Origin of the sequence: Mycobacterium paraterrae (assembly GCF_022430545.2) — a bacterium.
Classification (GTDB): Bacteria; Actinomycetota; Actinomycetes; order Mycobacteriales; family Mycobacteriaceae; genus Mycobacterium; species Mycobacterium paraterrae.
The window spans coordinates 3365483-3392232 of the sequence record NZ_CP092488.2 but is presented as its reverse complement, the minus strand read 5'-3'; the positions used below and the strand labels follow the sequence as shown (position 1 = coordinate 3392232).

The window sequence follows — 26750 nt, the reverse complement described above, 5'->3', positions numbered from 1 at the left end:
ATGGCGCCGATCACCGATGAGCAAGTCGAACGGGTGCGCGCCTTAGTAGCGTCGATTCCCCCGGGCCGGGTTTCGACGTACGGCGATATCGCAACGGTGGCAAAGCTTTCCAGCCCGCGCATCGTCGGCTGGATCATGCGCACCGACTCGAAGGATCTGCCATGGCACCGGGTGATCACCGCGTCGGGCCGCCCGGCAAAGCACTTGACCACCACGCAACTCGAACTCCTCCGGGCCGAAGGGGTGCTGGCAGAAGACGGCAAGATTCCGCTCGACGAGCTGCGATTCGTCTTCCCCGACTAGAGGATCAGCCGCACCAACGCGGCCGTCCGCGCCAGACCCGGGAACGCCGCGGCGGTGGAGCGCGGATGCAACGCATGCACCGCAAGGCGGAACATCAACGCGCGCAACAACATCTGCGGCCACTCCGGCAGGGCGTTCCAGCGGTCGATGAGCCCCTCGTCGGCCTCACCCCAGGACAATGCGTCGACGACGACCACGCCCGCCGCCCACGACGCGGGCCGCCAGTACGGCGTGATGTCGATGATCCCGGGCGCGGCCGCGCCCGCGAACAACACGGTGCCATAGAGGTCGCCATCGACCAATTGATTCGGGCTCTTGGTCGGACGACGAAGTCCGGCAAGCTGATTGATCAGCTCGACCGAGCGCTGGCCGTCCGCGGTGGGTGACGCCGTACGCGCCGACGCCGGCACGGATTGCAGCGGGCGTTCCTCCCAGGCGGCCCGGTCGGCGGCGATGAAGACGTCGACGTCGGCCCACGGCGCGGTCGGCCCCTGGGTCAGGAAACGCGGCCGCTCGAGCTTGCCGGTGGCCTCGTGCAGCCGCACCGCGGCCGACACCACCTCGTCATGCCGCGGCTCGGGTTGACCGGCGACGAACGTGTCGGCGCGCCAACCGGAGACCACGTAGCGCCCGTCGGTCGAGCGCACCGGGCGGGCCAATCGCACTCCGTCGACGAACAACGTTTCGCGCACCCGCGCGGACCAGGCAGCCCGGGCGTTCTCGGCGACCATCGAGAGCACCACCTCGCCGCAACGCCAGCCGCCCTCCCACGCGGCACCCAACGGAATTGGCCGAACGCCGCTCAATCCGAACGCCGACAACACATGCTCGGGCGGCGGCTCGATACTCACCCGAACAGCCTAAACTTCGGCCAGCGAAGTCCCGGGACTAGACACGGACTCGTGATCGCCGCGCGGCGGATCAGTACATCACCATGTCGGGCTGCATCTGCTGCGCCCAGGCCACGATGCCGCCCTGCAGATGTACGGCATCGGCAAACCCGGCGTTGCGGACCGCCGTCAGCGCCGCGGCCGAGCGGACTCCCGTCTTGCAGTAGAGCACCGGCCTGCGGTCGCGCGGTAACCCGGCCAGACCCTCACCGGAGTCGATCGACGAGCTCGGGATCAGCTGAGCACCGTCGATGCGATTGATGTCCCACTCGGCCGGCTCCCGCACGTCGATCAGGATGATCGTGTCGCCGGAATCGAGTAGGTTACGCAGTTCCCGTGGGGTGATAGCCGAGTCGCCGGCCGCCGGCGGGGCGACTCCGCAGAACTGCTCGTAGTCGACCAACTCCGTGATCGGCGGCGCAGCCGGGTCCTTGCGGATCGCGATCGTCCGGTGGCTCATCGCCAGCGCGTCGTACATCAGCAACCGGCCCAGCAGCGGTTCGCCGAGGCCGGTGATCAGCTTGATCGCCTCGGTGCCCATCACCGACGCGATCGAGGCGCACAGCACGCCCAGCACGCCACCTTCGGCGCACGACGGCACCAGGCCTGGCGGTGGCGGCTCCGGGTACAGGTCGCGATAGTTCAGGCCTCGACCGTCCGGCGCGTCCTCCCAGAAGACCGACACCTGGCCCTCGAACCGGTAGATGGATCCCCACACGTACGGCTTGCGAGCAAGTGCCGCGGCGTCGTTGACCAGGTAGCGGGTGGCGAAGTTGTCGGTGCCGTCGAGGATCAGGTCGTACTGCTCGAACAATTCGACGGCGTTATGGCGGTCGAGCCGCGCCTCATGCAGGCGAACCCGGACCAGCGGATTGATCTCGGCGATCGAGTCACGCGCCGACTGCGCCTTGGGCCGCCCGACATCGCCGACCCCGTGGATGATCTGGCGTTGCAAGTTCGATTCCTCGACCACGTCGTCGTCGACGATGCCGAGGGTGCCGATGCCGGCAGCGGCGAGGTACAACAGTGCCGGCGCGCCGAGACCTCCCGCGCCGATCACCAGCACCCGCGCGTTCTTCAGTCGCTTTTGACCGTCGACGCCCAGGCCGGGGATGACGAGATGCCGGCTGTAGCGGGTCAACTCGTCCGGCGTCAGCTCGTCGGCCGGGTCAACAAGCGGGGGCAGCACTCCACCAGGCTAAACCTGCCCGGCGTGCCCCCTCGCCGCTACGTCGCCGCGCGCGTTAGGCGATCGGATACGGCCAGGGATTGAAGCGACAGGTCTTGCCGTCCGGCTTGACGTACTCCGGATCGAACTTCGAGTTGTCGTCGTCGGAGGTGGAGAACGTCTGCTGCATCATGATCGGCGCCAGACCGCCCGGTTTGTCGCACGGCTCGTGGCGCAAGTAACCGATGGCGTGGCCGACCTCGTGGTTGATCAAATATTGCCGGTAGGAGCCGACGTCACCCTGGAAGGACAGGGCACCGCGCACCCAGCGGGCCTCGTTGATGAACACCCGCGGTTCGACACCGGCCCCGTAAGACGGGTTGTAGCAAGACGTCTCGAGCGGAAATTCGTAGCCGCAACCCTCGCGGACGGTCATCGGCGTGCTCAGCGAGATGCGGATATCGGGCTTGACGCGGCCGGTGCCGTCGACCCTGGCGAACGCGAACTGCGCGTCGTGGGTCCAGCTCTTCGGGTTCGCCAGCGTCGAGTCGACCATCGCGGCAAACGCGTCGGCACCGCCGAACGCGGTGGGATCCATGCCGTTTTCGACCTCGACGGTGTATTTGAAGACCTTGACCGCACCCTGACCGACCTGCGGTGTCACGCCCGGAACCACCTGCCATGTCTTGGCGCCTGCTTCGGTGAAGGGTCCGCCGTTGGGCAGCATGCCGGTGGGCAGGCTGGCGTCGTATTGGGTCAGGCCGCGGGGCGGGGCGTCGACGATCACCGTGCCGACCGCGCCGATCTTCGGCGGACCCTGCAACGGGTGACCCGAGGCAGGCGCAGAAGCGCTGGTTCCGGTGACGGTCTGGTAGAGCACGACACCGGTGACCGCGATCAGCACCGGCAGCGCGTAAGCGCGCCAGCCGTAGGTGGAGACAAAACGACCCAGCCAACTTTGCTTGCGCCAGCGACTGCTGTCCCGATTCGACCGGACCCGTCCGGGGCCTCCCCACGCCAGTGGGTCGCGCTGAGCGCGTAGCGGCTCGCGCCAGTCTTCGCGAAGAACCGGCGTCCGGCTGCCCCCGCGCCACTCGGGGTCGAAGGTCACTGTCCCAGAATGGCACAACACCAGCTAGCTGGGACTCTCGGCGCGCCAGAAGCCGCCGTTATCACGTTGGCGCGCGGACATACAGGACTTGGGTAACAGTTGAACATGAGCGCGGGTAGTAGTGTCTTTCGGATCAACCGCGCTCTCGGCCCACGGCGCGAAGACAGCAGATTGAGGAACGGATGAGCGATCTCGCCAACGCTGCCGGCAGGAGCGGGGTGAAGCCCGGCAACTCGGCCCGGCGCGGAAACCGACTGCCTCGTGACGAGCGTCGGGGCCAGTTGCTCATCGCGGCCAGCGACATCTTCGTCGATCGCGGCTACCACGCCGCCGGCATGGACGAGATCGCCGAGCGCGCTGGTGTGAGTAAACCCGTTCTCTACCAACACTTTTCCAGCAAGCTCGAGCTGTATCTGGCGGTGCTGCAGCGCCACGTCGAGAATTTGGTGTCCGGCGTGCGCCAGGCGCTGCGCACCACCACCGACAACCGGCAGCGGCTGCGGTCAGCGGTGCAGGCATTCTTCGACTTCATCGAGCACGACAGCCAGGGCTACCGGCTGATCTTCGACAACGACTACACCACCGAGCCCCAGGTCGCCGCCCAGGTGCGGGTCGCCACCGAGTCGTGCATCGACGCGGTATTCGACTTGATCAGTGCCGACTCGGGTTTGGACCCGCACCGCGCGCGGATGATCGCCGTGGCTCTGGTCGCGCTCAGCGTCGACTGCGCCCGCTATTGGCTGGACGCCGACCGCCCGATCAGTAAGGACGACGCCGTCGACGGCACCGTGCTGTTCGCGTGGGGCGGCCTGTCACACGTGCCCCTTACCCGGTCGTAGAGGCCCCGCTCTTAGCGGCGCTCCCGCCGATCCCGATCCCGAAGCCGACGCGGCGCGAGTCGGCGGCGCCGATCTCGACGTAGGCGATCTTGGCCGAGTTGATCAGGAAGCGGCGACCCTTCTCGTCGGTCAGGCCCAGCACGTCGGCGTCCTTGGACAGCGCATTGGCGACCAGCTCCTCGACTTCGCTCGGCGTCTGCGCGCTGGTGAAGACCAACTCACGCGGGCTGTCCGTGATACCGATCTTGACCTCCACGCCGGCCCCTTCCCATGTTTTCGCTCGATGATGCTTGCGCCTTGCAGGCTAGTGGACGCCGAGGAGGCGTGCCCAAAGCCGGTCCGTAGCAAGACTTCGCGGCGGTGCCTGTTGGCAAATCGTGACCTGACACGCCCATGCTCACAGCGCCGACGCCCAGTCACATCACTAACATTTGCACCATCAGCACCATGAATTACCTGGACCGCGAGCTTCAGGACTACGACGCCGACACCGTCGACGACCTCTACGCCGACGGCGATGACCCGTCGGCCGATGAGCGCTGGCGACCAGTCGCGGCGATCGCCGGGATCGTCTTCGTGCTCGCCATGATCGCCACCGTCGTGATCGTCAACGGCGGTGACAGCGCCTCGACATCGGCGACGGTCGTGGTGCCGCCGAGCCACAGCACGTCGCCGCGGTTGGTCCCGGCGCTACCGCCGGAGACGGTTACTACCGTGACGCCGACGTCGCGTCCGCCCAGCCCGACGGCGACCAGCACCGTGCCGAGCGAGACGCCGCCACCGCAGACCACCCCACCGATCGCACCGGACGTGGCCGCCCGCACCTTCGTGTACCGAGTGACCGGTACCAAGGGCCTGCTGGATCTGGTCACGGTCGTTTACACCGACGCGTCCGGTGCGCCGCAGACCGACTTCAACGTGTCACTGCCCTGGTCGCGAACCGTCGTGCTCAACCCCGGCGTGAGCACGCGATCGGTTGTGGCGACCAGCCTGACCGGCCGCCTGAACTGCTCGATCGCCGACAGTGTGGGTCAGAACGTCGCGATCTCGACCAGCAGCACGATGATCGCCGCCTGCACGCCCTAGGTGTGATTGCCCAACTCCTCAACGCACCGTCTCGCGGTGCGCATCGTCATTGGGCTAGGTCTGATTGCCCGACTTTTACGCGCCCGCTAGGCCAGGCCCAGTTCGCGCGTCCGCTCGTCGTGAGTGCGCTGCAATCGGTCGAAGAAGCCGCTGAGCTGCGCTAGACCGTCGGTCCTCGACACCACCAGGTCGACCAGTTCGTCGTGCTCGGCGAGCACATACTGCGCCTGGGTGATCGCTTCGCCGAGCAGACGGCGCGACCACAACGCCAGCCGGCTGCGCTGCTTGTTGCTCTTGGTGACCGCGGCGCGCACCTCGGCGACCACGAACTGCGAGTGCCCGGTCTCCGACATCGTCGAGCGCACGACATCGGCCACCTCGTCGGGCAGCGCATCGGCGATCTCGAGGTAAAAGTCGGCCGCCAGCGCGTCCCCGATGTACGTCTTGACTAAGGCCTCCAGCCAGGTGCTCGGGGTAGTGAGTCGGTGATATCCCTCGAGCGCGGAGGCGTACTTCGAAATGGCCGGCAGCACGTCGACACCACGGCTTTCCAACGCGTCGCAGAGCGTTTCAAAGTGAGCCATCTCCGCGGCGGCCATGCTTGCCATCGAGATTCGGCCGCGCAGGTCCGGAGCCATCCGCGCCTCGTCGGTGAGCCGGTAGAACGCCGCGACCTCGCCATAGGCCAGCAGCGCGAAAAGTTCGACGACGCCGGGATGGTCCGCGGGGAGCCTCGTCGGCGGCGGATCGGCCAGCTTGTCACCCGGCGAAAGCGGAGTCATGGCACCCACTCTAGGTGCCTTGGGCGACGACCCGCTGTGGGCGCCGATGCCGCCCTTGCGATCGCCCAACAGGGTCTTGCCCGGCGACCCGCCGCGGGCGCCGAGGCCGCGAATCGAGGTTCGAGGCACCTACCGGCTACAATCAATACAGGTAACGGTGGTAGATCCGTACCACTTCAGCCTAGGCAATGTGCGTGCACGCAGTTGGCCCGCTTCTCATCTGTGCAGGGCCCCGCGAATCGGCAACGTATTCGACTCCTCAACTGGTGCGCGCGTGACCGCAACGATTGACCAATCGAATACGAACCCCGAAAGGCATAGTGCTTCACGCATGACCTCATTCATCACACCTGACCTACCTGAGCCCAAGGCCACCTTCGCCGACCTCGGTATCCGCGCCGAAATAGTGCGAGCGCTCGGCGAGAAGGGCATCGAGTATCCCTTCGCCATTCAGGAGCTCACCCTTCCACTGGCGCTCACCGGCGACGACCTGATCGGCCAGGCCCGCACTGGCATGGGCAAGACGTTCGCCTTCGGCGTTCCGCTGTTACAGCGGATCACCACATCTGGCCCAGACCGACCGCTGAACGGAACACCCAGGGCATTGATTGTGGTGCCCACCCGCGAGCTGTGCCTGCAGGTGCATGGCGACCTCTCCGACGCCGCCAAGTACCTCAACGCTGAGGACGGGCGCCCGCTGTCAGTGGTATCGATTTACGGCGGTCGACCGTACGAGCCGCAGGTCGAGGCGCTGCGCGCCGGAGCGGACGTCGTGGTCGGAACGCCGGGACGGCTGCTCGACCTGGCCCAGCAGGGCCACCTGCAGCTCGGCGGCCTGTCGGTACTGGTACTGGACGAGGCCGACGAGATGCTTGACCTCGGCTTCCTGCCCGACATCGAGCGCATCCTGCGCCAGATCCCTGACGAGCGGCAGTCGATGCTGTTCTCGGCGACCATGCCGGACCCGATCATCACGCTGGCCCGCACCTTCATGAATCAGCCGACCCACATCCGGGCCGAGGCGCCGCACTCGTCAGCCGTCCACGACAGCACCACGCAGTTCGTCTACCGAGCCCACGCTCTGGACAAGGTCGAGCTGGTCAGCCGGGTCTTGCAGGCTCGCGGCCGCGGCGCCACGATGATCTTCACCCGCACCAAGCGCACCGCCCAGAAAGTCGCCGACGAACTCGCCGAGCGCGGTTTCGCCGTCGGCGCCGTGCACGGTGACCTCGGGCAGATCGCCCGCGAGAAGGCGCTGAAGCAGTTCCGGTCCGGCGCCATCGACGTGCTGGTCGCCACCGATGTCGCGGCCCGCGGCATCGACATCGATGACATCACCCACGTCATCAATTACCAGATCCCCGAAGACGAGCAGGCTTACGTGCACCGTATCGGCCGGACCGGCCGAGCCGGCAAGACCGGCATCGCCGTCACGCTGGTCGACTGGGACGAGCTGCCCCGCTGGACAATGATCGACAAGGCGCTCGGCCTGAGCTACCCGGAGCCGGCCGAGACGTACTCGAACTCTCCGCACATCTACGTCGATCTGGACATCCCGACCGACACGACGGGCCGCATCGGGGCGCCGAAGAAGTCTCCGGTGAAGCGCAGCCCGTCCGTCGGTGACCGCGGCAGCAGTGACCAAGCACCGGCGCGGAAGAGCACCCGCCAGCGCCGTCGTACCCGTGGCGGCCAATCCGCGACCGGCCACTCCGTGACCAACGGCGAGACCGACGGATCGGCAGCACCCGAAGGCGCTTCCGACGCACCGTCCGGTGACGGGACCCGCGCGCGGCGTCGCCGGCGTCGTCCCCGCAAAGCCGCGGGCGCCGAAGCTCCCGTGGCCACCGCGAACTGATCGGGCGGCTCCCGCGCGCGATGGTCAAGCCGGAACGCCGCACCAAGACTGATCTGCTGGCCGCGGCCGCGATCGCGACGGTGACCGTCGCCGTCGCGGCTGTGATCTGGTGGACCAGCGACGCGCGGGCGACCGTCAGCCGCCCGGCGGCTGTGCCCGCGCCCAACCCGACGCCCGCGCATGCGGTGCCGACGTCGTTGCGGGAGCTCTGGCACGCCAACAGTGCGGCGACGGCGCAGCCGGTCGCCGTGGCCGGAACCGTCGTCACCGGCGACGGTCGTGGCGTCGAGGGCCGCGACCCGGCCACCGGCGCCGTTCGCTGGACCTACTCGCGCGACACCGACTTGTGCGGCGTCTCATGGGTATATCGCTACGCGGTAGCGGTATACCGCGACGACCGGGGTTGCGGCCAGGTCAGCACACTCGACGCAGGCACCGGCCAGCGGGGGCCGGCCCGCAGCAGCTACAGCAATCGGAAGGTCGAGCTGTCCTCGGATGGCACGACAGTGTTGTCGGCCGGCGATACCCGTCTCGAGTTGTGGCGTTCGGACATGGTCCGGATGCTGTCCTACGGCGAGATCGACGCGCCGGTGAAGCCGACATCGAAGGGCCTGCACACCGGCTGCCGTCTGGCGTCGGCCGCAGCCAGTTCGTCGGCGGTGTCGGTGTTCGAGGCGTGCGGGCGCCAGGCCGACCTGCGGCTCACTCTGCTGCGACCGGCCAAGGAAGAAGACGAGCCTGACCAGCGCAACCTCGCTGAACCGGGCATCGGCGCCGATTCGGGTGCCAAAGTTCTGGCCGTCTCGGAAACCCGGACCGCGATCTACCTGCCCGCGCCGCAGCCCAGGGTCGACGTCATCGACGAGACCGGGACCACGATCGGGAGCACCCTGCTGCCCGAGCCACCGCTGACCTCCAACGTGGTGACCCGCTCCAGCAACTTGATCACCTGGTGGACGGGCAGGCGCGTGATGGTATTCGACGCGGCGAACCTGACTTACCGCTATTCGGTTGGGCCCGCGGGCGATTCGACTCCGGCGGGCCCGGCCACATTGATGGCCGGCAGACTAATAGTCCCAGTCACCGACGGAATCGCCGTCTGCGATCCGGTCACCGGGGTGGGCGAGGACTTCCTGCCGGTGCGCCGACCGCCGAGCCAGGCGCCGGTGATCCCACTCGCATCGGGCTCCCAGCTGCTCGAACAGCGCGGCACGACGCTCGTCGCGTTGGGTTAGTCAGGCAACGACGATGCGCGCCGGAACGGCCCGAGATGCGGGCACACCCGGCGGCGAGGGGGCGAGTCGGCTCTGCGGATTAAGCCTCGATCGCGAATGTCGGCAGCGCCTTGCCCGACTTCCAGTGCTTCAGCAGCGCCTGCGCCAATTCCTGGTAGGCGGATGCACCTTTGTTCTTGCGTGCCGACAACACCGACGAGCCTGACGCGCTGGCCTCGGCGAAGCGCACCGTACGCGGGATCGGCGGCGCCAGCACCGGCAGGTCGTAGCGGTCTGCGACGTCGAGCAGTACATCGCGCGTGTGCGTGGTGCGGGGGTCGTAGAGCGTCGGCAACGCACCCAGCAGCGCCAGCTTGGGGTTGGTGATCTGCTGGACGTCGTTGACGGTCCGCAGGAACTGGCCGACCCCGCGGTGCGCGAGAGTCTCGCACTGCAGCGGCACGATCACCTCGTCGGCGGCGGTCAGCCCGTTCAGGGTCAGCACACCCAGCGATGGCGGGCAGTCGATCACGACCACGTCGAAGTCGTCGCCCAGTTTCTCGAGCGCCCGCTTCAGCGCGTATTCGCGGCCGGCCCGCATCAGAAGCATCGCCTCGGCGCCAGCCAGGTCGATGTTCGCCGGTAGCAGCGTCATCCCTTCAGTCGTCTGGACCAGCGCGGCGCTGGGTTCGACGTCGCCGAGTAACACCTCGTGCACCGACACCGGCAGCTTGTCCGGGTCCTGGCCGAGCGAGAATGTCAGACAGCCCTGCGGATCCAGATCGACCAGCAGCACGCGCTTGCCTGCGTCTGCGATCGCCGCACCCAGCGACGCGACCGTCGTCGTCTTGGCCACCCCGCCCTTCTGGTTGGCTACCGCCAGCACTCGGGTCCCCTTCATCAGACGACGCTCCTCCTCATATATCGCTTGCGGGCGGTGAGACCACGCCGCCACTCCTCGGTCGTTGGCGGTGAATACGCCGCCACTCCTCGGTCATGCACCGCTCATGCGGCGCATGACCTTGTCGTTGGCGGTGAATACCTGCCATCCAAGCATTAACACCATGGTGCCCGCGCGTGGATGGCCAAGTGTGTCAGGCACAATCGGTCGATATGGGCGTCCTGAGCCACCGGCTGGTGTTGCTTCGCCACGGCGAAACCGAGTGGTCGCTATCTGGCCAGCACACCGGCTCCACCGATCTCGAGCTCACCGACAACGGACGGGCCCAGGCGAGCGCCACCGGACCGACGCTGACCAACCTCAATCTCCAGGATCCAAAAGTGATCAGCAGCCCGCGCCGGCGCGCCGTCGAGACGGCCGAGTTGGCCGGCCTCAACGTCGACGAGGAAACCGAGCTGCTGGCCGAATGGGACTACGGGTCCTACGAAGGCGTGACGACGGCAGACATCCATAAAACAGACCCGAACTGGCTGATCTGGACACACGGCTGTCCCGGTGGTGAATCGGTCGCTGAAGTCAGTGAGCGGGCAGACCGAGCCGTTGCGCTGGCGCTGGATCTGATGGCTTCTCGTGACGTCGTCTTCGTCGGTCATGGCCACTTCTCCCGAGCCATCATCACTCGTTGGGTGCAATTGCCGCTCGTCGAAGGCAGTCGCTTCGGTATGCCCACGGCTTCCATCGCCCTCGGCGGCTTCGAACACGGCATCCGCCAAGTGAATGCGCTGGGCCTGCCCCATCCCAATGACGGCTGATCCACCGTTTGTGCTCTGCGGGCCGCCCGGCGTACTGATCGCCGACGGCGTGCAAGCTTGTTATCAAGACGTCGCCGCCGCCCAGTCGGCGCTTCGCTCGGGTGAGACTCCAATAGTGTTGGGCGCGTTGGCTTTCGACGTTCACGGCCCGGCCGCGTTGATCGCGCCCAGGTCAGTTCAGCATGCCGAAGCGCTGCCCGCCTGGCCGATCGGGCCGCTACCTCCAGTCCGGGTCACCGGCGCTATCCCGGAGCCCGACGAACACCGCGCCCGTATCCGGCGCGCGTGCGACGAACTGACGGCAGCGGGCAGCACGCTGCAGAAGGTGGTGCTGGCGCGCGCACTGCGGTTGACGGCCGACGGCCCGCTGGACGCCCGGATCATCCTGCGCCGCCTCGTCGACAACGACCCGGCGGCCTACGGCTACCTCGTCGATCTGTCGGCGGCCGGCGGCGCCTACCAAGACACCGCCCTGGTAGGCGCGACGCCCGAGTTGCTGGTCGCCCGCGACGGCGATCGGGTGACCTGCCAGCCATTCGCCGGCTCGGCACCGCGGGCCGCCGATCCGGAGCTCGACGCCGCCGCGGGCGCCGCGCTGGCCGAGTCCGCGAAGGACCGCCACGAGCATCAGCTGGTTATCGGCACCATGGCGCAAGCGCTGCGACCGCTCTGCAGCGAGCTGACGATCGCGCCGCGGCCCACCCTGAGCCGCACCAGCGCGCTGTGGCATCTGAGCACACCGATCACTGGTCGGTTACGCGATACGTCCACTACCGCAATCGATCTGACGCTCGCGCTGCATCCCACCCCAGCGGTCGGCGGAGTGCCCACCGATGCCGCCGCCCGGCTAATTCGAGCACTCGAGGGTGATCGCGGCTTCTACGCCGGCGCGGTCGGCTGGTGCGACGCCCGCGGTGACGGACGCTGGGTGGTCACAATCCGCGGCGCACAACTTTCCGCCGACCGGCGCTCGGCGCTGGCCCACGCAGGTGGCGGTATTGTCGCCGAATCCGACCCGGACGGCGAAGTCGCCGAAACGACAACCAAATTCATCACGATTCTGACCGCGTTAGGGGTTCAACGATGACGCACATCCGCCGCGCCGAACCCGCCGATGTCGCGGCGATCACCGCCATGATCCACGATTTGGCGGCCTTCGAAAAGGCCCCAGATCAGTGCACGGTGGTTGAAAAACAAATCGAGACAGCACTTTTCGGAGAGCCGACCACGCTTCACGCGCACGTAGCAGAGGTAGACGGCGAAGTCGCTGCAATGGCGCTGTGGTTTTTGAACTTCTCGACGTGGGACGGCGTCGCGGGCATCTACCTCGAAGACCTGTTCGTGCGACCCCGATTTCGCCGCCTCGGGCTGGCCCGCGCACTGCTGGCCGCGTTGGCGAAGGAATGCGTGGACAACCACTACACCCGACTGGCGTGGGCCGTGCTGAACTGGAACACCGACGCGATCACGCTGTACGACGCGGTCGGCGGCCAGCCGCAGACCGAGTGGACTACCTATCGGGTGTCGGGTTCGGCGCTGGCAGAACTGGCCGGCTCGGATTGATCCGCCCCTGCTACCCATCGCAGCGCGGCAGGGCTGAATAACAGCGCCAGCACGACCAGCGACAGGCCCGCTACCGAGATGCCGATCAGCGGCCGATGCGAGCCGGTCGTCAGGTAGTAGGCGACGCCCAGCAGCAGCAGTTCGGCGAATACCGCCAGCCCGCGGCCCCAGCGTCTGCCGCTGCGCAGCGCCCAGCCGGCTGCGAGCACCGCACCGCCGGCCAGCGCGAACCACGCCGACGTCCCGAATACGTTGTTTCCGCGGTGGCCCGCGCCACCGACCGCCCGGACCAACAGCACTGCGGCGACCGCGACGCCCGTCGCCCCCTGAGCAGCAACGATCGCGCCGGCGCCGCGCACGCTGGTCGGAGGTCGCCTAATCACCAGCACAGCGTAGCCATAGGCCGGGCCCGTAGGCTTTGACCTCATGCGCGCCGTGCTGGTCGTCAACCCGACCGCTACCTCGACCACTACGGCCGGCCGCGATCTGCTCACGCATGCACTCGCCAGCCGCCTTGAGCTGACCGTCGAGCACACCCGGCACCGCGGCCACGGCGGCGAGATCGCGCAAGCCGCCGTCCAGGACGGCGTCGACCTGGTCGTCGTCCACGGCGGTGACGGCACCGTGAGCAATGTGGTGAATGGCCTGCTGGGCAAGCCCGGCAACGGGTTGCCCACCGGACACGTCCCGGCGCTGGCGATCGTGCCGGGCGGATCGGCGAACGTGACGGCGCGCTCGCTAGGCATTCCGCCAGGCCCTATCGACGCCACCAACCAGCTGATTTGGCTGCTCGACAAGTACGGCCCCGAAAAGCAGTGGCGCCGAATCGGCCTGATCGACTGCGGCGAGCAGTGGGCGGTGCTGAACGCCGGCATGGGCGTCGACGCCGAGGCGGTGGCGAAGGTGGAGGCCCAGCGCGAGAAGGGCCGCAAGGTCACGCCGACCCGCTACATCCTGGCTGCGACACGAGCCACCATCGGCTACTCCCGTAAACCCCCGCGCCTCACCGTGGAGGTGTCCGGTCGTGCGCCCGTGACCGGCACGTATTTCGTGTTCGTGTCGAACTCCAGCCCGTGGACCTACGCCGACGCCCGACCGATGTGCACCAACCCCACGACCAGCTTCGAGTCCGGGCTGGGCGTCTTCGGCGTCACCCGGTTGAAGGTGGTGCCGAGCCTGCGACTGGTCGGCCAAATGTTCGCCAAGGAACCCAAGATCGCGGGCAAGCAGGTCGTTCGCGAGGACAACGCGGACTGGGTTCGGGTGACATGCGCCGATCCGCCCATGGCGAGCCAAATCGACGGCGACTACCTGGGCCTGCGCGAGGGAATGACATTCCGCTCGGTTCCCGACGCCCTTGATGTGGTCGCACCGCCTGCAAAAAAGGCCCTCTGACCTGCGACAACCGGGCATTGTGGGCAAAACCACTGGTCAGCCTTCAAGGCACTGTAGTACAAAAGATTAAGGGATTTGGTAACAGATCTCTGAAGTGAGATAGCCCACGGACCAACGAGCCTCTATTGACATCTGTTGAGCCTGTGAAACGATCGAGACATCGCATGCAACGGTACGGAAACATTTCTTGTGCCTGCGTTAACAGCCGAAGAAAATCATTCGTGCGCACTGCTGCGCACATAGTGAGGAGCAACGACTAATGGATTGGCGCCACACAGCGGTCTGTCGCGACGAGGACCCGGAGCTGTTCTTCCCTGTCGGGAACAGCGGTCCGGCCCTTGCACAGATCGCCGACGCGAAACTGGTCTGTAACCGCTGCCCGGTAACCACGGAGTGCCTGTCGTGGGCGCTCAGCACCGGGCAGGACTCTGGCGTCTGGGGTGGGATGAGCGAAGACGAGCGGCGTGCACTGAAGCGTCGCAACGCTCGGACGAAGGCCCGTACCGGAGTCTGACTTAAGTCACCTTTCGACAGTGCGGCCCCGATGACGTCGGGGCCGCACCGTAGTGTAGGGCCTAAGCCGCGGAGCCGACTCCTTCCCAGGCCGTTCCGGCCCGCATCGTCGTCGGCTAAGCCGCGGAGCCGACTCCTCCCCGGGCCGTTCCGGCCCGCATCGTCGTCGGCTAATGCGTGGCCCGTGCGCGACGCCCGATCGGGACCCGCAACACCACGTCCGTGCCGCCTTCAGGGGCATCATGCATGTTCAGCGAGCCGTCGAGTTCGGCCGAGACCAGCGTGCGGACGATCTGCAGGCCGAGTCGATCGGACTGCTCGATGCTGAATCCCTCGGGCAGCCCGCGGCCGTTGTCGTGTACGACGACGTCGAGCCAGCGCGCGGACCGTTCGGCGCGGATCGTCACCGCCCCGCCGCCCGACCCCGCCTCGCAGGCGGCCGTATCGAAAGCATGCTCGATGGCGTTCTGGACGAGTTCGGTGATGACCATGATCAGCGCGGTCGCCCGGTCGGAGTCCAGGACGCCCAGCACGCCGGCGCGGTTGATCCGAATCGGGGTGTCCACCGTCGCGACGTCGTTCATGATCGGCAGGATGCGGTCGATCACTTCGTCGAGGTTGACCTCCTCGTCGACCGACATCGACAGTGCGTCGTGCACCAATGCGATCGACGACACCCGTCGTACCGATTCGATCAGCGCCTCTCGGCCTTCTGCGTTGGTGGTCCGGCGGGCCTGCAGACGCAGCAGCGCAGCGACCGTCTGAAGGTTGTTCTTCACCCGGTGGTGGATCTCCCGGATGGTGGCGTCTTTCGACATCAGTGCCCGATCCCGGCGTTTGATCTCCGTGACGTCGCGGACCAATACCGCGGCGCCGGCCGCCGCCCCGTTGAGCACCAACGGAATAGTGCGCAGCAGCACCGCGGCTCCGCCGGCATCAACCTCGATCCGCATGCTGGCCCCGCCGCGCAGCGAGTTGAGCACATGCTCGGCGAGTTCGTGGGCCTCGAATGGGTCGGAGATCAGCGGTCGGGTGATCGCGATCAGGTTGTGCCCCTCCAACTCCGACGTCAGGCCCATCCGGTGGTAGGCGGACAAGGCGTTGGGGCTGGCATAGGAGACCACACCCCCGACGTCGAGTCGGATGAAGCCGTCACCGACCCGCGGGCTCGAGCGTGACATCGCCAGGTCACCCACGTTGGGAAAGGTGCCCTCCGACAGCATCTGGACGAGGTCGGCCGCGCAGTCGAGGTAGGCGGTCTCCAATTGGCTGGATTTGGGAGTCTCGGCCACGGCGGTCTGGTGGGTGAGTACCGCAACCACCGCGTCGCCATAGCGCACCGGTACCGCTTCGATGTTCACGCCCGTTTGTTGCCACGAATATTGTTGTCCGGCAGCGCTTTCCAATCGGATATCGCCGGACTCGAAGGCCGCGGAAATCGGCGGCATGCGGTCGGCGTCGAGCACGGTTCCCACCGCATCGCGCAACAGCACGGTCGGTGCGGTGTTGGGTCGGCACTGCGCGACGCAGACCAGCGAACCGTCGTCGCGGCGAACCCACATCAGGTAATCGGCGAAGGACAAGTCGGCGAGCAGCTGCCACTCGCCTACCACCGCGTGCAGATGGTCTACGGCATTGCCCGGCAGGACGGTGTGTTCGGCGAGCAGGTCACCGAGGGTCGACATCGGCGATCTCCGTTACGAGGCTCAGACGGCTAGCTGATCACAGCGATAAGATCGCCGGCCTGGATGACGTCTCCGACCGACACGCTCACCTTGCTGACCGTTCCGGCGACCTCGGCCAGAACGGGAATTTCCATCTTCATCGACTCGAGAAGCACCAAGGTGTCGCCCTCGCCGATCTGGTCGCCCTCGTGGACCACGACCTCGAGCACGCTGGCCACGATCTCTGCCCGCACGTCCTCGGCCATCATCACCCCATTCGTCTGTCAGCGAGCCTGTCGGCACTCGCATTGCTTCATCGAACCACAGTCGATTTCCTCAGTTGCACTCTGAGCATCCGATGCTCTCCGCGCGGCGTCGTCGGTGCCGCTTCAGGCGGCCAAAAGATCACGATTCATGTCACGGAGATATCGATAAGCAAACTCCAAGATCACTAAGAGAACCTATAGAGCTGCTTCCGTGACGGTGTCGTGTTCGAATTGTGACATTTGGCAAGCAGAGTGTCCCAAGTGAATGGAGTGCCTAAAGCTCCTGGAGTGATACGCCCCAATTTGAGGAGTAATCCCTTGTCCGACAACATGATTGCGCGCATTACAGTCCGCGGACCATTGGCCCGAATGGCGACCGGTTTCGGGGTGGCGATGGCAGCATTCGCCATTGTCGGGCTCGGTGCCGGCGCCGCTGCAGCCGCTCCCCAGCAACCATTTGCCGCCGACGACCCGATCCCCGGCCTTCCCGGCGGCGCGGGTGGCGCAGTGAACATCGCCAACTCGCTGTTCGGCTCTCTGAGCGGGCTGATGAACAACGTCATCCCGGGCGCAGGTGATCTTTTGATGCCGGCCACCGGCGCGCTGGGTGGCGGTGGGGGCCTGCCGGGCGGGCTGCCCGGTGGACTCGGCGGGTTGCCCGGTGGCCTTCCTGGCGGCATCCCGGGTCAGACCCCGGGGCTCGGCGGGATCCCGGGTCAGACGCCGGGGCTTGGCGGCTATCCGGGTGGGCTGCCCGGCCAGACCATGCCGGCACAACTCCCCGGTGGCCTGCCCGGCCAGCTTCCTGGCCAAACGCCGAGCTATCCCGGTGGTCTGACCGGCCAGCAACTGCCTGGACTAGCGCCCACTGGACTGCCCGGAGGCCCGGCCGCGCTGACACCGGGACAGGGTCCTGGTCTCGTACCGGTGGCTCCCGCACAGGCGCCGTTGGCCGGCCAACAGGGCCCGGTCTCGTCAGCGAGTGCCAACGGCGGCACGTTGGTGCACGTTCCGGTCGTCTAGCGGTTGGCTTGCGACGGCAGCGGCATGACAGACTGAACGCAAGCAGAACCGCGAGGAGGATCAGTCATGGCCAAGCGAGGCCGGAAAAAGCGCGACCGCAAGCACAGCAAGGCCAACCACGGCAAGCGGCCCAACGCTTAACCAACCGCCCACAAGCAACAAAGACGCGGACCGTCCGACAGGCGGCCCGCGTCTTTGTTTGTGTGCGTTCAGCGCCCCTGAATGATGGTGGTCCGGCGGATCTCGACGCGCAGGCGCTCGCGCAGGCTTTCCGGAGCCCGCTCACCACGGCACTTCGTCGAGATCAGCGACTTCAGCCGCTCCTCCAGCCCATAGATCTGGAAGCACGGCGGGCAATCCTCGAGATGTTGCCTGAGCTTGGCCTGCGCCTCCGGGCTGCACTCCCCGTCGAGCAGGGTCCATACCTCGGCGAGTACCTCAGCGCATCCGGGCTTGATCGTGGGTTCCGACGAGAAGTCGCTCATGACGACACCTCCTCCGCTGCCTGGCCACCGCGAATGAAACCGCGATCCCTCGCAACGTCGGTCAACAATTCCCGGAGTTGACGCCGGCCGCGGTGCAAACGTGACATCACGGTCCCGATCGGAGTGTCCATGATTTCTGCGATTTCCTTGTACGGAAAGCCTTCGACGTCGGCGTAGTAGACCGCCATCCGGAATTCCTCGGGCAGCGCCTGCAGCGCTTCTTTGATCTCGTTGTCGGGCAGCGCCTCGAGCGCCTCTACCTCTGCGGAGCGCAGGCCCGTCGAGGTGTGCTCAGCTGTCGCGGCCAGTTGCCAGTCGGTGATCTCGTCTGTCGGATACTGCGCCGGTTGCCGCTGTTTCTTGCGGTAACTGTTGATGTAGGTGTTGGTCAGAATCCGGTAGAGCCAGGCCTTGAGGTTGGTGCCCTCTTTGAAGGACCGGAATCCCGCGTAGGCCTTGACCATGGTTTCTTGCAGCAAGTCCTCGGCGTCAGCAGGGTTCCGCGTCATCCGCAACGCACCGCCGTAGAGCTGGTCGAGCAGCGGGATCGCGTCGCGCTCGAATCGGGCTGTCAGCTCGGCGTCGGTCTCATTGGACCGGGTGCGCGCAACGCCGTCGTCGGCGGGATCAACCGCCGCTTCCGACTCGGTAGCGCTGTCGGTATCAGCCATGGTGAGTGACGCAGTCCCTTCTATCGCGATACCGGTGAACAGGTCCATCAACACCGGACCCATCGGGTACCCGGCCAACTGCTGTTCGCCCACGAGGCAGGTCGCCGTTGACACGCGATTCTCCTTCTCAATCTAGAGGCTGGGACTGACACTGTCTGCTTTGCCTTGCTCAACAGCGGTAATCGACTTGGTATTTCCGGACCGCCAACTCGCCGCAATTGTGAGCAGCGTTACTGTGACGCTCATGTCGCTGAAAGCAAAGACCATGTTCATCTCGGGAGCCAGCCGCGGAATCGGCCTGGCCATCGCCAAGCGGGCCGCTCAAGACGGCGCGAACATTGCATTGATCGCCAAGACGGCCGAGCCGCACCCCAAGCTGCCGGGCACCGTCTACACCGCCGCCAAGGAGCTCGAGGAGGCGGGCGGACAGGCACTGCCGATCGTCGGCGACGTCCGCGACCCGGATTCGGTGGAGGCCGCCGTCAACCAGGCCGTCGAGCAGTTCGGCGGCATCGACATCGTGGTGAACAACGCCTCAGCGATCAACCTCGGCTCGATCAGCGAGGTGCCCATGAAGCGGTTCGATCTGATGAACGGCATTCAAGTGCGTGGCACCTACGCGGTCTCACAGGCATGCCTTCCGCACATGAAGGGCCGGGAGAACCCGCACATCCTTACCCTGTCTCCCCCGATTCTGCTCGGCAAAGAATGGCTGAAGCCGACCGCTTACATGATGGCGAAGTTCGGAATGACGTTGTGCGCGTTGGGCATTGCCGAGGAGATGCGCGACGAGGGTATCGCATCGAACACCCTGTGGCCGCGGACGCTGGTGGCCACCGCCGCGGTGCAGAACCTACTTGGTGGTGACGAGGCGATGGGTCGGGCCCGCAAGCCGGAGATCTACTCCGACGCGGCCTACGTGATCCTCAACAAGCCGGCCAAGGAGTACACCGGCAACACCTTGCTTTGTGAAGACGTATTGCTGGAATCCGGTGTGCAGGACCTGTCGGTCTACAACTGTGTGCCCGGTGGCACGCTGGGCGTGGACTTCTGGGTGGACGGCGTGAACCCGCCCGGGTACTCCGGTCCCTGACGACCATCGCTAGCCGGAAAGCAACGCGGGCGCTGGTGCAGTTGATCGACGCCGGGGTGCCGCACGAGGTGGTCACCTACCCCCACGACCCGCGCGAACGCTCGTTCGGTGGCGAAGCCGTCTGCGAACTGACCGCCGACGGCTCCGTGGTGCCCGGGCAGATTTTCAAGACGCTGGTCATTGCGGTTCCCGGCGGGATGGCCGTCGCGGTGGTGCCGGCGTTGGCGAAGCTTTCGCTGAAGGCCGCCGCCGCAGCGCTGGGCGCAACCAAGGCCACCATGGCAGACCAACGCGCTGCCGAGCGGGCGACCGGTTACGTGCTGGGCGCGGTCTCGCCGCTCGGTCAGCGCACGCGACTGCCGACGGTCGTCGACTCCGGTGCGATGGCTTTCGAGCGGATGTACGTCAGCGCCGGCCGCCGCGGCTGGGACGTCGCGGTGGCGCCCGCCGACCTGGTGCGACTGACCGACGCGGTAATCGCTGATATTCAGGCCTGAGGTTTCGACAGCATGCCGCGCACGCTGTCGGCGAACGCGGCGGTGGTGAAGCAGACGGGTTCGGCGAATTCCTCCATGGTCAGCGCGTCGTGCCAGCCTGCGTCGGCGGTGGCGCGCAGGAGCGGCTTGGTCATGGCGACCGCATGTGAAGGCATCGCCGCGATCCGCGAGCACCACTCGTCGGCGGCATCGAGTAGGCGGTCGTGGTCCACTACCTGTTGGACCAGCCCGAGGCGTTGCGCCTCGTAAGCGTCGATGTGCGTGCCGCGGAGGTAATAAGCAAGCGCGCCTTGGTAGCCCAGCCGCCGGGTCAGCGCCCAACTGGTGCCGACCTCGGGAAGCAGGCCGAGCCGACCGAACGCGGGCACGATCAGGGCGCGATCGCTGGCGACGGCGAGGTCGCACGTCAGCGCCCACGCCAGGCCGACTCCGGCGGCTGGGCCGTTGATGGCGGCGACGAAGATGGTGTCCGATCCCGCGATGAGCCGGGCGATTCCGCCGAATTCCCGACGGATCCAGCGCCAGACATCAGCGACACCCTCTGGGCCGGAGAGGTTTTCGGTCGCTGTCTGCATCATCCTCAGGTCGCCCCCCGCACTGAAACCCGGGTCGCGACCAGTGAGCACTACACTGCGAATGCCCCGATCTGAGACGAGAGTTTGCAGTGCGCAACGCAATTGACGGACGAGTGGCGCCGACAAGACATTGAGCCGGTCAGGTTCGTCGAGGGTGACGATCGCCCGATCACCGCGATGCTCGATGTGCACCCGACGCGGTGCGTCGGCGTCGTCGCCCTCGGTGACCAGTCGGTTGTAGAGCGTTTCAGTCATCATTCTCCTCGTTAGCATTGGCCCGCAAGGACGCCCAGGCAGCGTCAGCGAATGTCGCGATCACGCCACGCGGCATTCGGGGCTCGTCGCCGGCAATCCAGTACCGGCTGAATTCCTGCGCCGGGCCAAACCACAATGCGGCGGTGACGCTGCCTTGCATCGGTCGCAGCACGCCGTAGCCGTGGTGCGGCCTCCACCAGTCCCCCACCGCGGCGAAGAACGACCGGTTCGAGTCGTCGAGGGCCGGACTGCGCAGCCGGTCCCCCAGCAGTAGCGCGGCCTCGCTGCGGTTCGCGGCGACCCATCGCAGATGGTGTGCGACACCGCCGCGGATCCCGTTCTCGGCCGTGTCATGGCGACGCAGCATCACCAAGAATCCCGCTTGGTATTCGGCCATCACCTGGGCGTAGACGGCCGCCGCCAGGGTGGGCTTGTCCGGAAAGTGGTGGTAGAGCGCGCCGACGCTGACATCGGCGTCGCGCCGGATTTCGTCGAGGGTGGCGGCCAGCGCCCCGTCCCGCGCAAAGCGGCGGCGGGCCGCTTGCATCAATCGGACTCGTGCATCGGCAGCTGGTGGCACGAGGATTACTCTAACTCAACAGAGGAATCCTCGGTAGGGGGTCAGGGCCGGTCTCCGGGTTCGCTGAGGAAGGTCTCGATCACGGGTGCGAATTCGGTCGCATTGTGTACGAGATCAACTCTCTGATCGGCTTCAACTTCGGCGACGGCCATCTGCACAACACCGACCTGATTCGGGCCGTACAAACCGAGGCCGCGTTCGAGCCGGGCGAGTGCGTCATCGCCTGGGTCGAGTCTGAGGCGTTCGGCAGCGGAGTGCAGCACTACCAGCTGATCGACGCCGCGCTCGGGGTGATCGAGCGGGGCACGTGGAAGGTCGCCGATGCGGTCGCCGAACAGCCGTGGCTGCCCAACGGCCCGATCCCGACTAGCGTGGAATGGTCCTTGAGTGGCGGCAAGCCCGCTACCCGCAGGGACCAGGAGCACGAGCACGGTCACGGAGCGATGGCATGAACACGGCAGTGGTGGTGGGTAGTGGGCCCAACGGGCTCGCCGCCGCCGTCTCGCTGGCCGCCGAGGGCGTGCAAGTCACCGTCCTCGAGGCGGCCGACGAGGTCGGCGGCGGCGCCCGCAGCAGCGAGGCCATCGTCCCAGGCCTGCTCCACGACCACTGCTCGGCGATCCACCCGATGGCGGTCGGGTCGCAGTTCGTCAGCCGCTTCAATCTGGACCGCTACGGCTTGACGTGGCGCTGGCCGGAGATCGATTGCGTCCACCCGCTCGACGACGGCAGCGCCGGTGTCCTGCACCGCTCGGTCGACCAAACCGCCGCTGGCCTCGGTCGTGACGGCCCACGATGGCGCGGTGCGTTCGGATACGCGGCCTCCCGGTTCGATGCGCTGTCCGACGACATCATGGGACCGCTACTGCGGATGCCCCATCACCCGCTGATGCTGGCCCGGTTCGGAGCGCCGACCGTGCTTCCGGCGTCGGCGTTCGCCCGACTGTTCCGCACCCCCCAGGGCCGAGCCTTGTTCGGCGGCGTTGCGGCGCATGCCTTTCGGCCATTGCATTACCCGATGACCTCGGCGATCGGGATGGGCATCATCACCGCCGGCCATCGGCACGGCTGGCCGGTCGCCGAAGGCGGATCGCAGTCGATTACCAACGCGATGGTGGCGCTGCTCAGCGAGCTGGGCGGCAAGATCGAGACCGGTGTCCGGGTGCAGACGGCGTCGCAGCTGCCACCTGCTGACATCACGATGTTCGACCTCGCTCCCGAAGCCGTGGCCGGCATCCTCGCCGATGTTCTGCCCCGCCGAGTTTCTCGCGCTTTCAGCAAGTTCCGGCGCGGACCGGGCGCCTTCAAGGTCGATTTCGCCGTGCAGGGCGGCGTGCCCTGGACGAACCCGGACGCCCGTCGAGCAGGCACGGTGCACGTAGTGGGCGATTACCGCGAACTGGCCGCCGCCGAGCGTGATGTCCATGCCGGACGCATGCCCGAGCGGCCGTTCGTCTTGGTCGGGCAACAATACCTCGCCGACCCGGGGCGGTCAGTCGGTGACATTCACCCAGTATGGACGTATGCCCATGTGCCCAACGGCTTTTCCGGCGACGCGACCGAGGCGATCATCGCCCAGATCGAGCGCTTCGCGCCGGGATTCCGGGAACGGATCGTGGGACAAGCGGTCCGGAACCCCGCCGAATTCGCGACCTACAATGCCAACTACGTCGGCGGCGACATCATGACGGGTTCCAAGGACATCCGCCAGCTGACGTTCGGTCCGCGAACCACGTTGTCGCCGTACAGCATTGGCTTGCCAGGCATGTTCATCTGCTCAGCGGCCACTCCCCCCGGCCCCGGCGCGCACGGCATGTGCGGCGCGAATGCGGCCGAGGTCGCGCTCGATTATCTGGGCACGCGCTTGGCGATGTAGTACTCGTCGGTCCGGCTGTGGTCGACGGTGTATTCGATTGCAGCCGTGAAGTTTTCGGAGTCGTAGCCCAGCCAGCGCTCGGTGCGTTGACGCTCGAATTCGCTCCACGACGCGACGGTGAACCTTTCGAGGAACAAGTCCGCTTGTTCGACACTGTGATACAACCGCCAGCTGTGACCGCCGGTTCGCAGCCGTGATCGCCGCACTCTGCTCATCGCCTTGACGAAATCGTCCTGCTTCTGCTGCGACACCCGGTAGCGGACGACCACCAACACTGGGCCGTCGTTCGGGCACGGCTCGAACATCAGCATCGGCTCGGGCCACGCGGTGGAGACGTCGATATTGATCTTGCCGGTATTGGGCAGCAGCGGCAGCACGACGACGCTGAGAGCCGCAGCGCCCAGCGACACCGAAGACGACACCAGAGCCATGTCGCACGACACCTGCGAGGCGAGCGCTCCCCAGGCGTAGGCGCCAAGGGCCTGTGCCCCGGTCGAGATGAGCAGATAGATCGACAACGCCCGCGCCCGCACCCACTGCGGCAACACCAACTGGGCGGCCGCGTTCAGCGTCGCCAGCGTGATCAGCCAGGCCACCCCCGAGAGCATCAGGATCGGGATCGCCGCGGCGAACGGCAGCCAGACAACCGCAAGCGGCGCAGTCCCGTACACCGCGGCGGAAGCCGCGAGCAGGACATTGTCCGACATCCGCTCGTGCAGCCGGGCGGCGACGACGGCGCCGATCAAAGCGCCAAAACCGATGGCCCCCAACGCCACACCGTAACCACCGGCCCCGAGGTGCCAACTGCGGGCCGCGGCTACCGGCAGCAGGGCCAACAGCGCGGAGGCGGGAAACAGGAACAGCGCCGTGCGCAGCAGAATCCGGCGGAAGATCGGGCCGTTGACGACATAGAGCAGCCCGCTGATGATGGCCTGCCCGAAGTGCTCTCGTTCGATAGGCGCGAGTTGCTTGGGTCGCTTCCATACCAGCAGGGCGACGATGATTCCCGCGAACGAAATCGCATTGATCGCGAAGACCGCTGCGGGACCGGCCAATGCGACGATGCAGCCGCCGATGGCCGGCCCGATGGCTCGGGACGCGTTGCCCGAGACACTCCCCAACATCGACACGGCCGGGATCTGCTCTCGCGGCACGACTTCGGGCTGAATCGCCTGCCAGTCGGGTCCCGCGACCGCCGACGCGCAACCGATAGCCACGGTGAACATCAGCAGCGACGTCGGGGTGAGGCGGCCCAGATAAGTCACCACCGCAAGGGCCATCGCGACCACGACAGCGTAGGACTGAAGGAATATCAGCAGCCGACGTCGGTCGAAGAGGTCGGCTAGCGCCCCGGCGAACAGCCCGAGCAGCAGGGTCGGTCCCAGGCTCGCCGTCTGGACCAAGGCGACGATGACGTCAGGGCTGTGCCTCTCCACCAGAAACCATTGGGCCGCAACGCCCTGCATGAACGTCCCGATGTTGGAGCCGAATGCGGCCAGAAAGAGGTTGCGGTAGACGCGATTGCGCAGCGGCGCCCACACCGACGGCTGCTCACCGCTCAGCTGCTCACGCGTATCAGCCACCATCGACGAGATTCTGACACGAGGGCCACATCCCGCGCGCCTCAGTATTTGTAAAAACCCTCTCCGGACTTGAGGCCGAGCTTGCCCGCATCGACATAGTCCTGCAACAGGTCTCGCGCGTGCGTCGGCAAATGCGGGAAAACGTCGGTGTAGTGCTTCTCGATGTCGAGCGCGACGTCGAGACCGACTAGGTCCATCAGCTGGAACGGCCCGGCCGGTGCGCCCAAGTTGAGCTTGTACATGCCGTCGACGTCTTCGGGACGAGCCACTCCCTCGGCGACGACCGCCAACGACTCCCGCTTGATGGCGGCCCACACTCGATTGAAGATGAAACCGGTGCACTCCTTGCGCGCTTCGAAAGGGTAGACGCCGAATTCGGGCAGCACAGCGAGCAGGGTGTCCAGAACAGCACGGTCGGTCTCGCCGTCGGACATCAGGTCGACGCCGTTAACCTCGGGCGGCATGTAGAAGTGCGTGTTACACAGCCGCGTTTTGTCGCGCACCTTCTCCGCCATCAGACGGGATGGATAGGACGACGAGTTGGTCGCGAAGATCGTGTCGGGTGGGGCCGCTTGGTCGATATTGCCCCACAGCGAGATCTTGATGTCGAGTTTCTCCGGTGCCGATTCCACGGCCAGCCATGCGCCGTCGAGCGCATCGGCGAGCGATGTCGTCGTGGTCACGATGCCGGGTTCACCGAAAGCGCGACCATCGATAACTCTCGAAAGATTTTCGGCCACATATTGTTCGGCCTCCGCGAGCTGTTCTTTGCGGCGGGCGTAGATGTGGACGGGCCCGCCGCGGCTGGCGAACATCAGCGCGATGCGTCGTCCCAAAGTGCCCGCGCCGATCACAGCGACCGGCCGGTTGCGGATGTCGTCGAATGCATAGCTGTAGGCGCTCACACACGCATGCTAAGTCTGCGTAGCGCCTCGGGGAGTCGTCGTCGACGGACAAAGCTGTGTGCTGCGTTGTGCGCGACCGACAACTAGAGCAGCGTGGCCTGTTCTGGCTGAGGCTCGGCCGGCTCCAACAGCTCGGGCCCGTTGTTGCGGATGTTGTTGACCAGCGTCGAGACTTCTCGCATCTCGATGCCGTCGATGTTCGGCGGCGCGGCCAGGAAGTCGAGGTCTGCCGGGGCATCGGGATCCAGCCAGCGGTCCCATTCGCTTTCCGGGACGATCAGCGGCATCCGGTCGTGGATCTGGCCGAGCCGGTCGACCGCGTCGGTGGTGATGATCGTGCAGCTCAGCAGTGGCTGACCGTCCCCCGGAGGTTTCCACACTGACCACAGGCCGGCCATGAATAGCAGCTCGCCGTCGGCGCGGTGCAGGAAGAACGGCGTCTTGCGAGCCTTCTTTCCGGTGTCGGCGGGGTTGGCGCGCCACTCGTAATAGCCGTCCATTGGCACCAGGCACCGTTTGGACTTGGCGCTGGAGCGGAATGCCGGCGAGGTGGTGACCTTTTCGGCGCGGGCATTGATCAGCAACGGACCTTTGGACTCCGGCGCGCCGTCGTCCCCAGCCTTGGCCCACGGCGGGATCAATCCCCAGCGCATCGATCGGACGCGGCGGGTCGGCTCGTCGTCGGGTTCGGTGTGGCGGCTGACCACCGTGGTGATGGTGGTGGTGGGTGCCACGTTGTAGTTGGGACCGGTGGACTCGGCAGTGCGGGCCTCGTTGATCGCATGGATCTTCTCGGCCAGCACCGCCGGGTCTGTCGTCACCGCGAATCGTCCACACATGCC

At 66.5% G+C, this 26750-nt stretch carries 31 protein-coding genes and 1 pseudogene; 16 read left to right on the top strand and 16 right to left on the bottom strand.

Annotated features, from left to right (window positions below):
* Positions 1-303 (top strand): MGMT family protein, encoded by a 303-nt coding sequence (locus MKK62_RS16370; RefSeq protein ID WP_240258829.1) that lies wholly within the window; start codon positions 1-3, stop codon positions 301-303.
* Here the strand turns inward: MKK62_RS16370 and MKK62_RS16365 are convergent.
* The 3 genes from MKK62_RS16365 to MKK62_RS16355 form a co-directional block, all read right to left on the bottom strand.
* Complete coding sequence (locus MKK62_RS16365; protein ID WP_240258830.1) at positions 300-1154, bottom strand: TIGR02569 family protein; 855 nt, start codon at positions 1152-1154, stop codon at positions 300-302. The genes MKK62_RS16370 and MKK62_RS16365 overlap by 4 nt on opposite strands.
* A gap of 70 nt (positions 1155-1224) precedes the next feature.
* A complete protein-coding gene (moeZ, locus tag MKK62_RS16360; protein ID WP_240264110.1) occupies positions 1225-2379 on the bottom strand; it encodes an adenylyltransferase/sulfurtransferase MoeZ in 1155 nt (384 codons plus the stop codon).
* 58 nt (positions 2380-2437) lie between these two features.
* Entirely contained in the window at positions 2438-3472 is a 1035-nt protein-coding gene (locus MKK62_RS16355) for a DUF3152 domain-containing protein (RefSeq protein WP_240258831.1), read from the bottom strand.
* A gap of 182 nt (positions 3473-3654) precedes the next feature.
* Here MKK62_RS16355 and fasR point away from each other — a divergent pair, with 182 nt between their 5' ends.
* A complete protein-coding gene (fasR, locus tag MKK62_RS16350; RefSeq protein WP_240258832.1) occupies positions 3655-4311 on the top strand; it encodes an HTH-type transcriptional activator FasR in 657 nt (218 codons plus the stop codon).
* Here fasR and MKK62_RS16345 read toward each other — a convergent pair.
* Complete coding sequence (locus MKK62_RS16345; protein WP_240258833.1) at positions 4298-4567, bottom strand: DUF3107 domain-containing protein; 270 nt, start codon at positions 4565-4567, stop codon at positions 4298-4300. The two genes, fasR and MKK62_RS16345, sit on opposite strands and share 14 nt — an antisense overlap.
* A gap of 191 nt (positions 4568-4758) precedes the next feature.
* Here MKK62_RS16345 and MKK62_RS16340 point away from each other — a divergent pair, with 191 nt between their 5' ends.
* Positions 4759-5397 carry an MmpS family transport accessory protein gene (locus MKK62_RS16340; protein ID WP_240258834.1) on the top strand — a complete coding sequence of 213 codons (639 nt, stop codon included), beginning with the start codon at positions 4759-4761 and terminating at the stop codon, positions 5395-5397.
* An 86-nt stretch (positions 5398-5483) separates the two neighbouring features.
* On the opposite strand, the gene MKK62_RS16335 is transcribed toward MKK62_RS16340, so the two are convergent.
* Positions 5484-6179, bottom strand: a complete 696-nt coding sequence (locus tag MKK62_RS16335; RefSeq protein WP_240258835.1) for a ferritin-like fold-containing protein — start codon at positions 6177-6179, stop codon at positions 5484-5486.
* A 343-nt stretch (positions 6180-6522) separates the two neighbouring features.
* Between MKK62_RS16335 and MKK62_RS16330 the strand changes: the two genes are divergently transcribed.
* Together MKK62_RS16330 and MKK62_RS16325 are read left to right on the top strand one after the other, a co-directional pair.
* Positions 6523-8037: a DEAD/DEAH box helicase gene (locus tag MKK62_RS16330; RefSeq protein WP_434085094.1), complete on the top strand. Its 1515-nt coding sequence runs from the start codon at positions 6523-6525 to the stop codon at positions 8035-8037.
* Between the two features lie 20 nt (positions 8038-8057).
* Positions 8058-9272, top strand: a complete 1215-nt coding sequence (locus tag MKK62_RS16325) for an Rv3212 family protein (RefSeq protein WP_240258837.1) — start codon at positions 8058-8060, stop codon at positions 9270-9272.
* Positions 9273-9351: 79 nt separating this feature from the next.
* Here the strand turns inward: MKK62_RS16325 and MKK62_RS16320 are convergent, their stop codons facing one another.
* Positions 9352-10152, bottom strand: a complete 801-nt coding sequence (locus tag MKK62_RS16320; protein WP_240258838.1) for a ParA family protein — start codon at positions 10150-10152, stop codon at positions 9352-9354.
* Between the two features lie 212 nt (positions 10153-10364).
* Here MKK62_RS16320 and MKK62_RS16315 point away from each other — a divergent pair, with 212 nt between their 5' ends.
* Genes MKK62_RS16315 through MKK62_RS16305 form a run of 3 tightly spaced genes read left to right on the top strand, consistent with a single transcriptional unit; the run spans position 10365 to position 12527 of the window.
* Positions 10365-10964 (top strand): acid phosphatase, encoded by a 600-nt coding sequence (locus tag MKK62_RS16315; protein WP_240258839.1) that lies wholly within the window; start codon positions 10365-10367, stop codon positions 10962-10964.
* Positions 10954-12051 (top strand): isochorismate synthase, encoded by a 1098-nt coding sequence (locus MKK62_RS16310; protein WP_240258840.1) that lies wholly within the window; start codon positions 10954-10956, stop codon positions 12049-12051. The genes MKK62_RS16315 and MKK62_RS16310 overlap by 11 nt, the downstream gene beginning before the upstream one ends.
* Positions 12048-12527 (top strand): GNAT family N-acetyltransferase, encoded by a 480-nt coding sequence (locus tag MKK62_RS16305; RefSeq protein WP_240258841.1) that lies wholly within the window; start codon positions 12048-12050, stop codon positions 12525-12527. Before MKK62_RS16310 ends, MKK62_RS16305 begins: the two co-directional genes overlap by 4 nt.
* Here MKK62_RS16305 and MKK62_RS16300 read toward each other — a convergent pair.
* Positions 12479-12910, bottom strand: coding sequence for a hypothetical protein (locus MKK62_RS16300; protein ID WP_240258842.1), 432 nt, complete (start codon positions 12908-12910; stop codon positions 12479-12481). The two genes, MKK62_RS16305 and MKK62_RS16300, sit on opposite strands and share 49 nt — an antisense overlap.
* 43 nt (positions 12911-12953) lie before the next feature.
* Here MKK62_RS16300 and MKK62_RS16295 point away from each other — a divergent pair, with 43 nt between their 5' ends.
* Entirely contained in the window at positions 12954-13922 is a 969-nt protein-coding gene (locus MKK62_RS16295) for a diacylglycerol/lipid kinase family protein (RefSeq protein ID WP_240258843.1), read from the top strand.
* A 259-nt stretch (positions 13923-14181) separates the two neighbouring features.
* The gene (gene whiB1 / locus MKK62_RS16290; RefSeq protein WP_240258844.1) at positions 14182-14436 is read left to right on the top strand and encodes a transcriptional regulator WhiB1; all 255 of its coding nucleotides are present in this window, start codon (positions 14182-14184) and stop codon (positions 14434-14436) included.
* Positions 14437-14605: 169 nt separating this feature from the next.
* Here the strand turns inward: whiB1 and MKK62_RS16285 are convergent, their stop codons facing one another.
* Both MKK62_RS16285 and MKK62_RS16280 read right to left on the bottom strand, forming a co-directional pair.
* A complete protein-coding gene (locus MKK62_RS16285; protein ID WP_240258845.1) occupies positions 14606-16120 on the bottom strand; it encodes a sensor histidine kinase in 1515 nt (504 codons plus the stop codon).
* Between the two features lie 29 nt (positions 16121-16149).
* A complete protein-coding gene (locus tag MKK62_RS16280; RefSeq protein WP_006245864.1) occupies positions 16150-16365 on the bottom strand; it encodes a biotin/lipoyl-binding carrier protein in 216 nt (71 codons plus the stop codon).
* A 369-nt stretch (positions 16366-16734) separates the two neighbouring features.
* On the opposite strand from MKK62_RS16280, the gene MKK62_RS26460 reads away from it, so the two are divergent.
* Both MKK62_RS26460 and MKK62_RS26605 read left to right on the top strand, forming a co-directional pair.
* Entirely contained in the window at positions 16735-17388 is a 654-nt protein-coding gene (locus tag MKK62_RS26460) for a hypothetical protein (protein WP_286670862.1), read from the top strand.
* Between the two features lie 66 nt (positions 17389-17454).
* Entirely contained in the window at positions 17455-17529 is a 75-nt protein-coding gene (locus MKK62_RS26605) for a 50S ribosomal protein bL37 (protein WP_011728008.1), read from the top strand.
* A 68-nt stretch (positions 17530-17597) separates the two neighbouring features.
* Here the strand turns inward: MKK62_RS26605 and rsrA are convergent, their stop codons facing one another.
* Complete coding sequence (gene rsrA / locus MKK62_RS16270) at positions 17598-17873, bottom strand: mycothiol system anti-sigma-R factor (protein WP_240258846.1); 276 nt, start codon at positions 17871-17873, stop codon at positions 17598-17600.
* A complete protein-coding gene (locus MKK62_RS16265; RefSeq protein ID WP_434085093.1) occupies positions 17870-18544 on the bottom strand; it encodes a sigma-70 family RNA polymerase sigma factor in 675 nt (224 codons plus the stop codon). The genes rsrA and MKK62_RS16265 overlap by 4 nt, the downstream gene beginning before the upstream one ends.
* A 244-nt stretch (positions 18545-18788) precedes the next feature.
* Between MKK62_RS16265 and MKK62_RS16260 the strand changes: the two genes are divergently transcribed.
* Both MKK62_RS16260 and MKK62_RS16255 read left to right on the top strand, forming a co-directional pair.
* Positions 18789-19637, top strand: a complete 849-nt coding sequence (locus MKK62_RS16260) for an SDR family oxidoreductase (RefSeq protein ID WP_240258847.1) — start codon at positions 18789-18791, stop codon at positions 19635-19637.
* A 35-nt stretch (positions 19638-19672) separates the two neighbouring features.
* Positions 19673-20134 (top strand): YbaK/EbsC family protein, encoded by a 462-nt coding sequence (locus MKK62_RS16255; protein ID WP_350355728.1) that lies wholly within the window; start codon positions 19673-19675, stop codon positions 20132-20134.
* Here the strand turns inward: MKK62_RS16255 and MKK62_RS16250 are convergent.
* Positions 20125-20964: an enoyl-CoA hydratase/isomerase family protein gene (locus MKK62_RS16250; RefSeq protein WP_240258848.1), complete on the bottom strand. Its 840-nt coding sequence runs from the start codon at positions 20962-20964 to the stop codon at positions 20125-20127. The genes MKK62_RS16255 and MKK62_RS16250 overlap by 10 nt on opposite strands.
* Complete coding sequence (locus tag MKK62_RS16245) at positions 20957-21511, bottom strand: TetR/AcrR family transcriptional regulator (protein WP_240264113.1); 555 nt, start codon at positions 21509-21511, stop codon at positions 20957-20959. Before MKK62_RS16245 ends, MKK62_RS16250 begins: the two co-directional genes overlap by 8 nt.
* 149 nt (positions 21512-21660) lie before the next feature.
* On the opposite strand from MKK62_RS16245, the pseudogene MKK62_RS16240 reads away from it, so the two are divergent.
* Positions 21661-21996 (top strand): annotated as a pseudogene (locus MKK62_RS16240) (DUF3556 domain-containing protein); the annotation flags it as partial.
* Positions 21993-23420 carry a phytoene desaturase family protein gene (locus MKK62_RS16235; RefSeq protein WP_240258849.1) on the top strand — a complete coding sequence of 476 codons (1428 nt, stop codon included), beginning with the start codon at positions 21993-21995 and terminating at the stop codon, positions 23418-23420. The pseudogene MKK62_RS16240 and the gene MKK62_RS16235, both read left to right, overlap by 4 nt.
* Here MKK62_RS16235 and MKK62_RS16230 read toward each other — a convergent pair.
* From MKK62_RS16230 to MKK62_RS16220, 3 genes are all read right to left on the bottom strand, one after another.
* Positions 23393-25006: an MFS transporter gene (locus tag MKK62_RS16230; protein WP_240258850.1), complete on the bottom strand. Its 1614-nt coding sequence runs from the start codon at positions 25004-25006 to the stop codon at positions 23393-23395. The genes MKK62_RS16235 and MKK62_RS16230 overlap by 28 nt on opposite strands.
* Positions 25007-25044: 38 nt before the next feature.
* On the bottom strand, positions 25045-25908 hold the full coding sequence (locus MKK62_RS16225) for a 3-hydroxyacyl-CoA dehydrogenase family protein (RefSeq protein WP_240258851.1): 864 nt from the start codon (positions 25906-25908) through the stop codon (positions 25045-25047).
* A gap of 83 nt (positions 25909-25991) precedes the next feature.
* Complete coding sequence (locus MKK62_RS16220) at positions 25992-26747, bottom strand: SOS response-associated peptidase (protein ID WP_240258854.1); 756 nt, start codon at positions 26745-26747, stop codon at positions 25992-25994.
* Positions 26748-26750: the final 3 nt, after the last annotated feature.

Coding starts and splice junctions, on each gene's coding strand:
- MKK62_RS16305 (WP_240258841.1), top strand. CDS start 12,048: ATGACGCACATCCGCCGCGCCGAACCCGCCGATGTCGCGGCGATCACC.
- MKK62_RS16265 (WP_434085093.1), bottom strand. CDS start 18,544: ATGGCTGATACCGACAGCGCTACCGAGTCGGAAGCGGCGGTTGATCCC.
- fasR (WP_240258832.1), top strand. CDS start 3,655: ATGAGCGATCTCGCCAACGCTGCCGGCAGGAGCGGGGTGAAGCCCGGC.
- MKK62_RS16340 (WP_240258834.1), top strand. CDS start 4,759: ATGAATTACCTGGACCGCGAGCTTCAGGACTACGACGCCGACACCGTC.
- MKK62_RS16220 (WP_240258854.1), bottom strand. CDS start 26,747: ATGTGTGGACGATTCGCGGTGACGACAGACCCGGCGGTGCTGGCCGAG.
- MKK62_RS16335 (WP_240258835.1), bottom strand. CDS start 6,179: ATGACTCCGCTTTCGCCGGGTGACAAGCTGGCCGATCCGCCGCCGACG.
- MKK62_RS16250 (WP_240258848.1), bottom strand. CDS start 20,964: ATGACTGAAACGCTCTACAACCGACTGGTCACCGAGGGCGACGACGCC.
- MKK62_RS16235 (WP_240258849.1), top strand. CDS start 21,993: ATGAACACGGCAGTGGTGGTGGGTAGTGGGCCCAACGGGCTCGCCGCC.
- MKK62_RS16320 (WP_240258838.1), bottom strand. CDS start 10,152: ATGAAGGGGACCCGAGTGCTGGCGGTAGCCAACCAGAAGGGCGGGGTG.
- MKK62_RS16280 (WP_006245864.1), bottom strand. CDS start 16,365: ATGGCCGAGGACGTGCGGGCAGAGATCGTGGCCAGCGTGCTCGAGGTC.
- MKK62_RS16245 (WP_240264113.1), bottom strand. CDS start 21,511: ATGCAAGCGGCCCGCCGCCGCTTTGCGCGGGACGGGGCGCTGGCCGCC.
- MKK62_RS16260 (WP_240258847.1), top strand. CDS start 18,789: ATGTCGCTGAAAGCAAAGACCATGTTCATCTCGGGAGCCAGCCGCGGA.
- MKK62_RS16295 (WP_240258843.1), top strand. CDS start 12,954: ATGCGCGCCGTGCTGGTCGTCAACCCGACCGCTACCTCGACCACTACG.
- MKK62_RS16315 (WP_240258839.1), top strand. CDS start 10,365: ATGGGCGTCCTGAGCCACCGGCTGGTGTTGCTTCGCCACGGCGAAACC.
- MKK62_RS26460 (WP_286670862.1), top strand. CDS start 16,735: ATGGCGACCGGTTTCGGGGTGGCGATGGCAGCATTCGCCATTGTCGGG.
- MKK62_RS16310 (WP_240258840.1), top strand. CDS start 10,954: ATGACGGCTGATCCACCGTTTGTGCTCTGCGGGCCGCCCGGCGTACTG.
- MKK62_RS16325 (WP_240258837.1), top strand. CDS start 8,058: ATGGTCAAGCCGGAACGCCGCACCAAGACTGATCTGCTGGCCGCGGCC.
- rsrA (WP_240258846.1), bottom strand. CDS start 17,873: ATGAGCGACTTCTCGTCGGAACCCACGATCAAGCCCGGATGCGCTGAG.
- whiB1 (WP_240258844.1), top strand. CDS start 14,182: ATGGATTGGCGCCACACAGCGGTCTGTCGCGACGAGGACCCGGAGCTG.
- MKK62_RS16230 (WP_240258850.1), bottom strand. CDS start 25,006: ATGGTGGCTGATACGCGTGAGCAGCTGAGCGGTGAGCAGCCGTCGGTG.
- MKK62_RS16370 (WP_240258829.1), top strand. CDS start 1: ATGGCGCCGATCACCGATGAGCAAGTCGAACGGGTGCGCGCCTTAGTA.
- MKK62_RS16285 (WP_240258845.1), bottom strand. CDS start 16,120: ATGTCGACCCTCGGTGACCTGCTCGCCGAACACACCGTCCTGCCGGGC.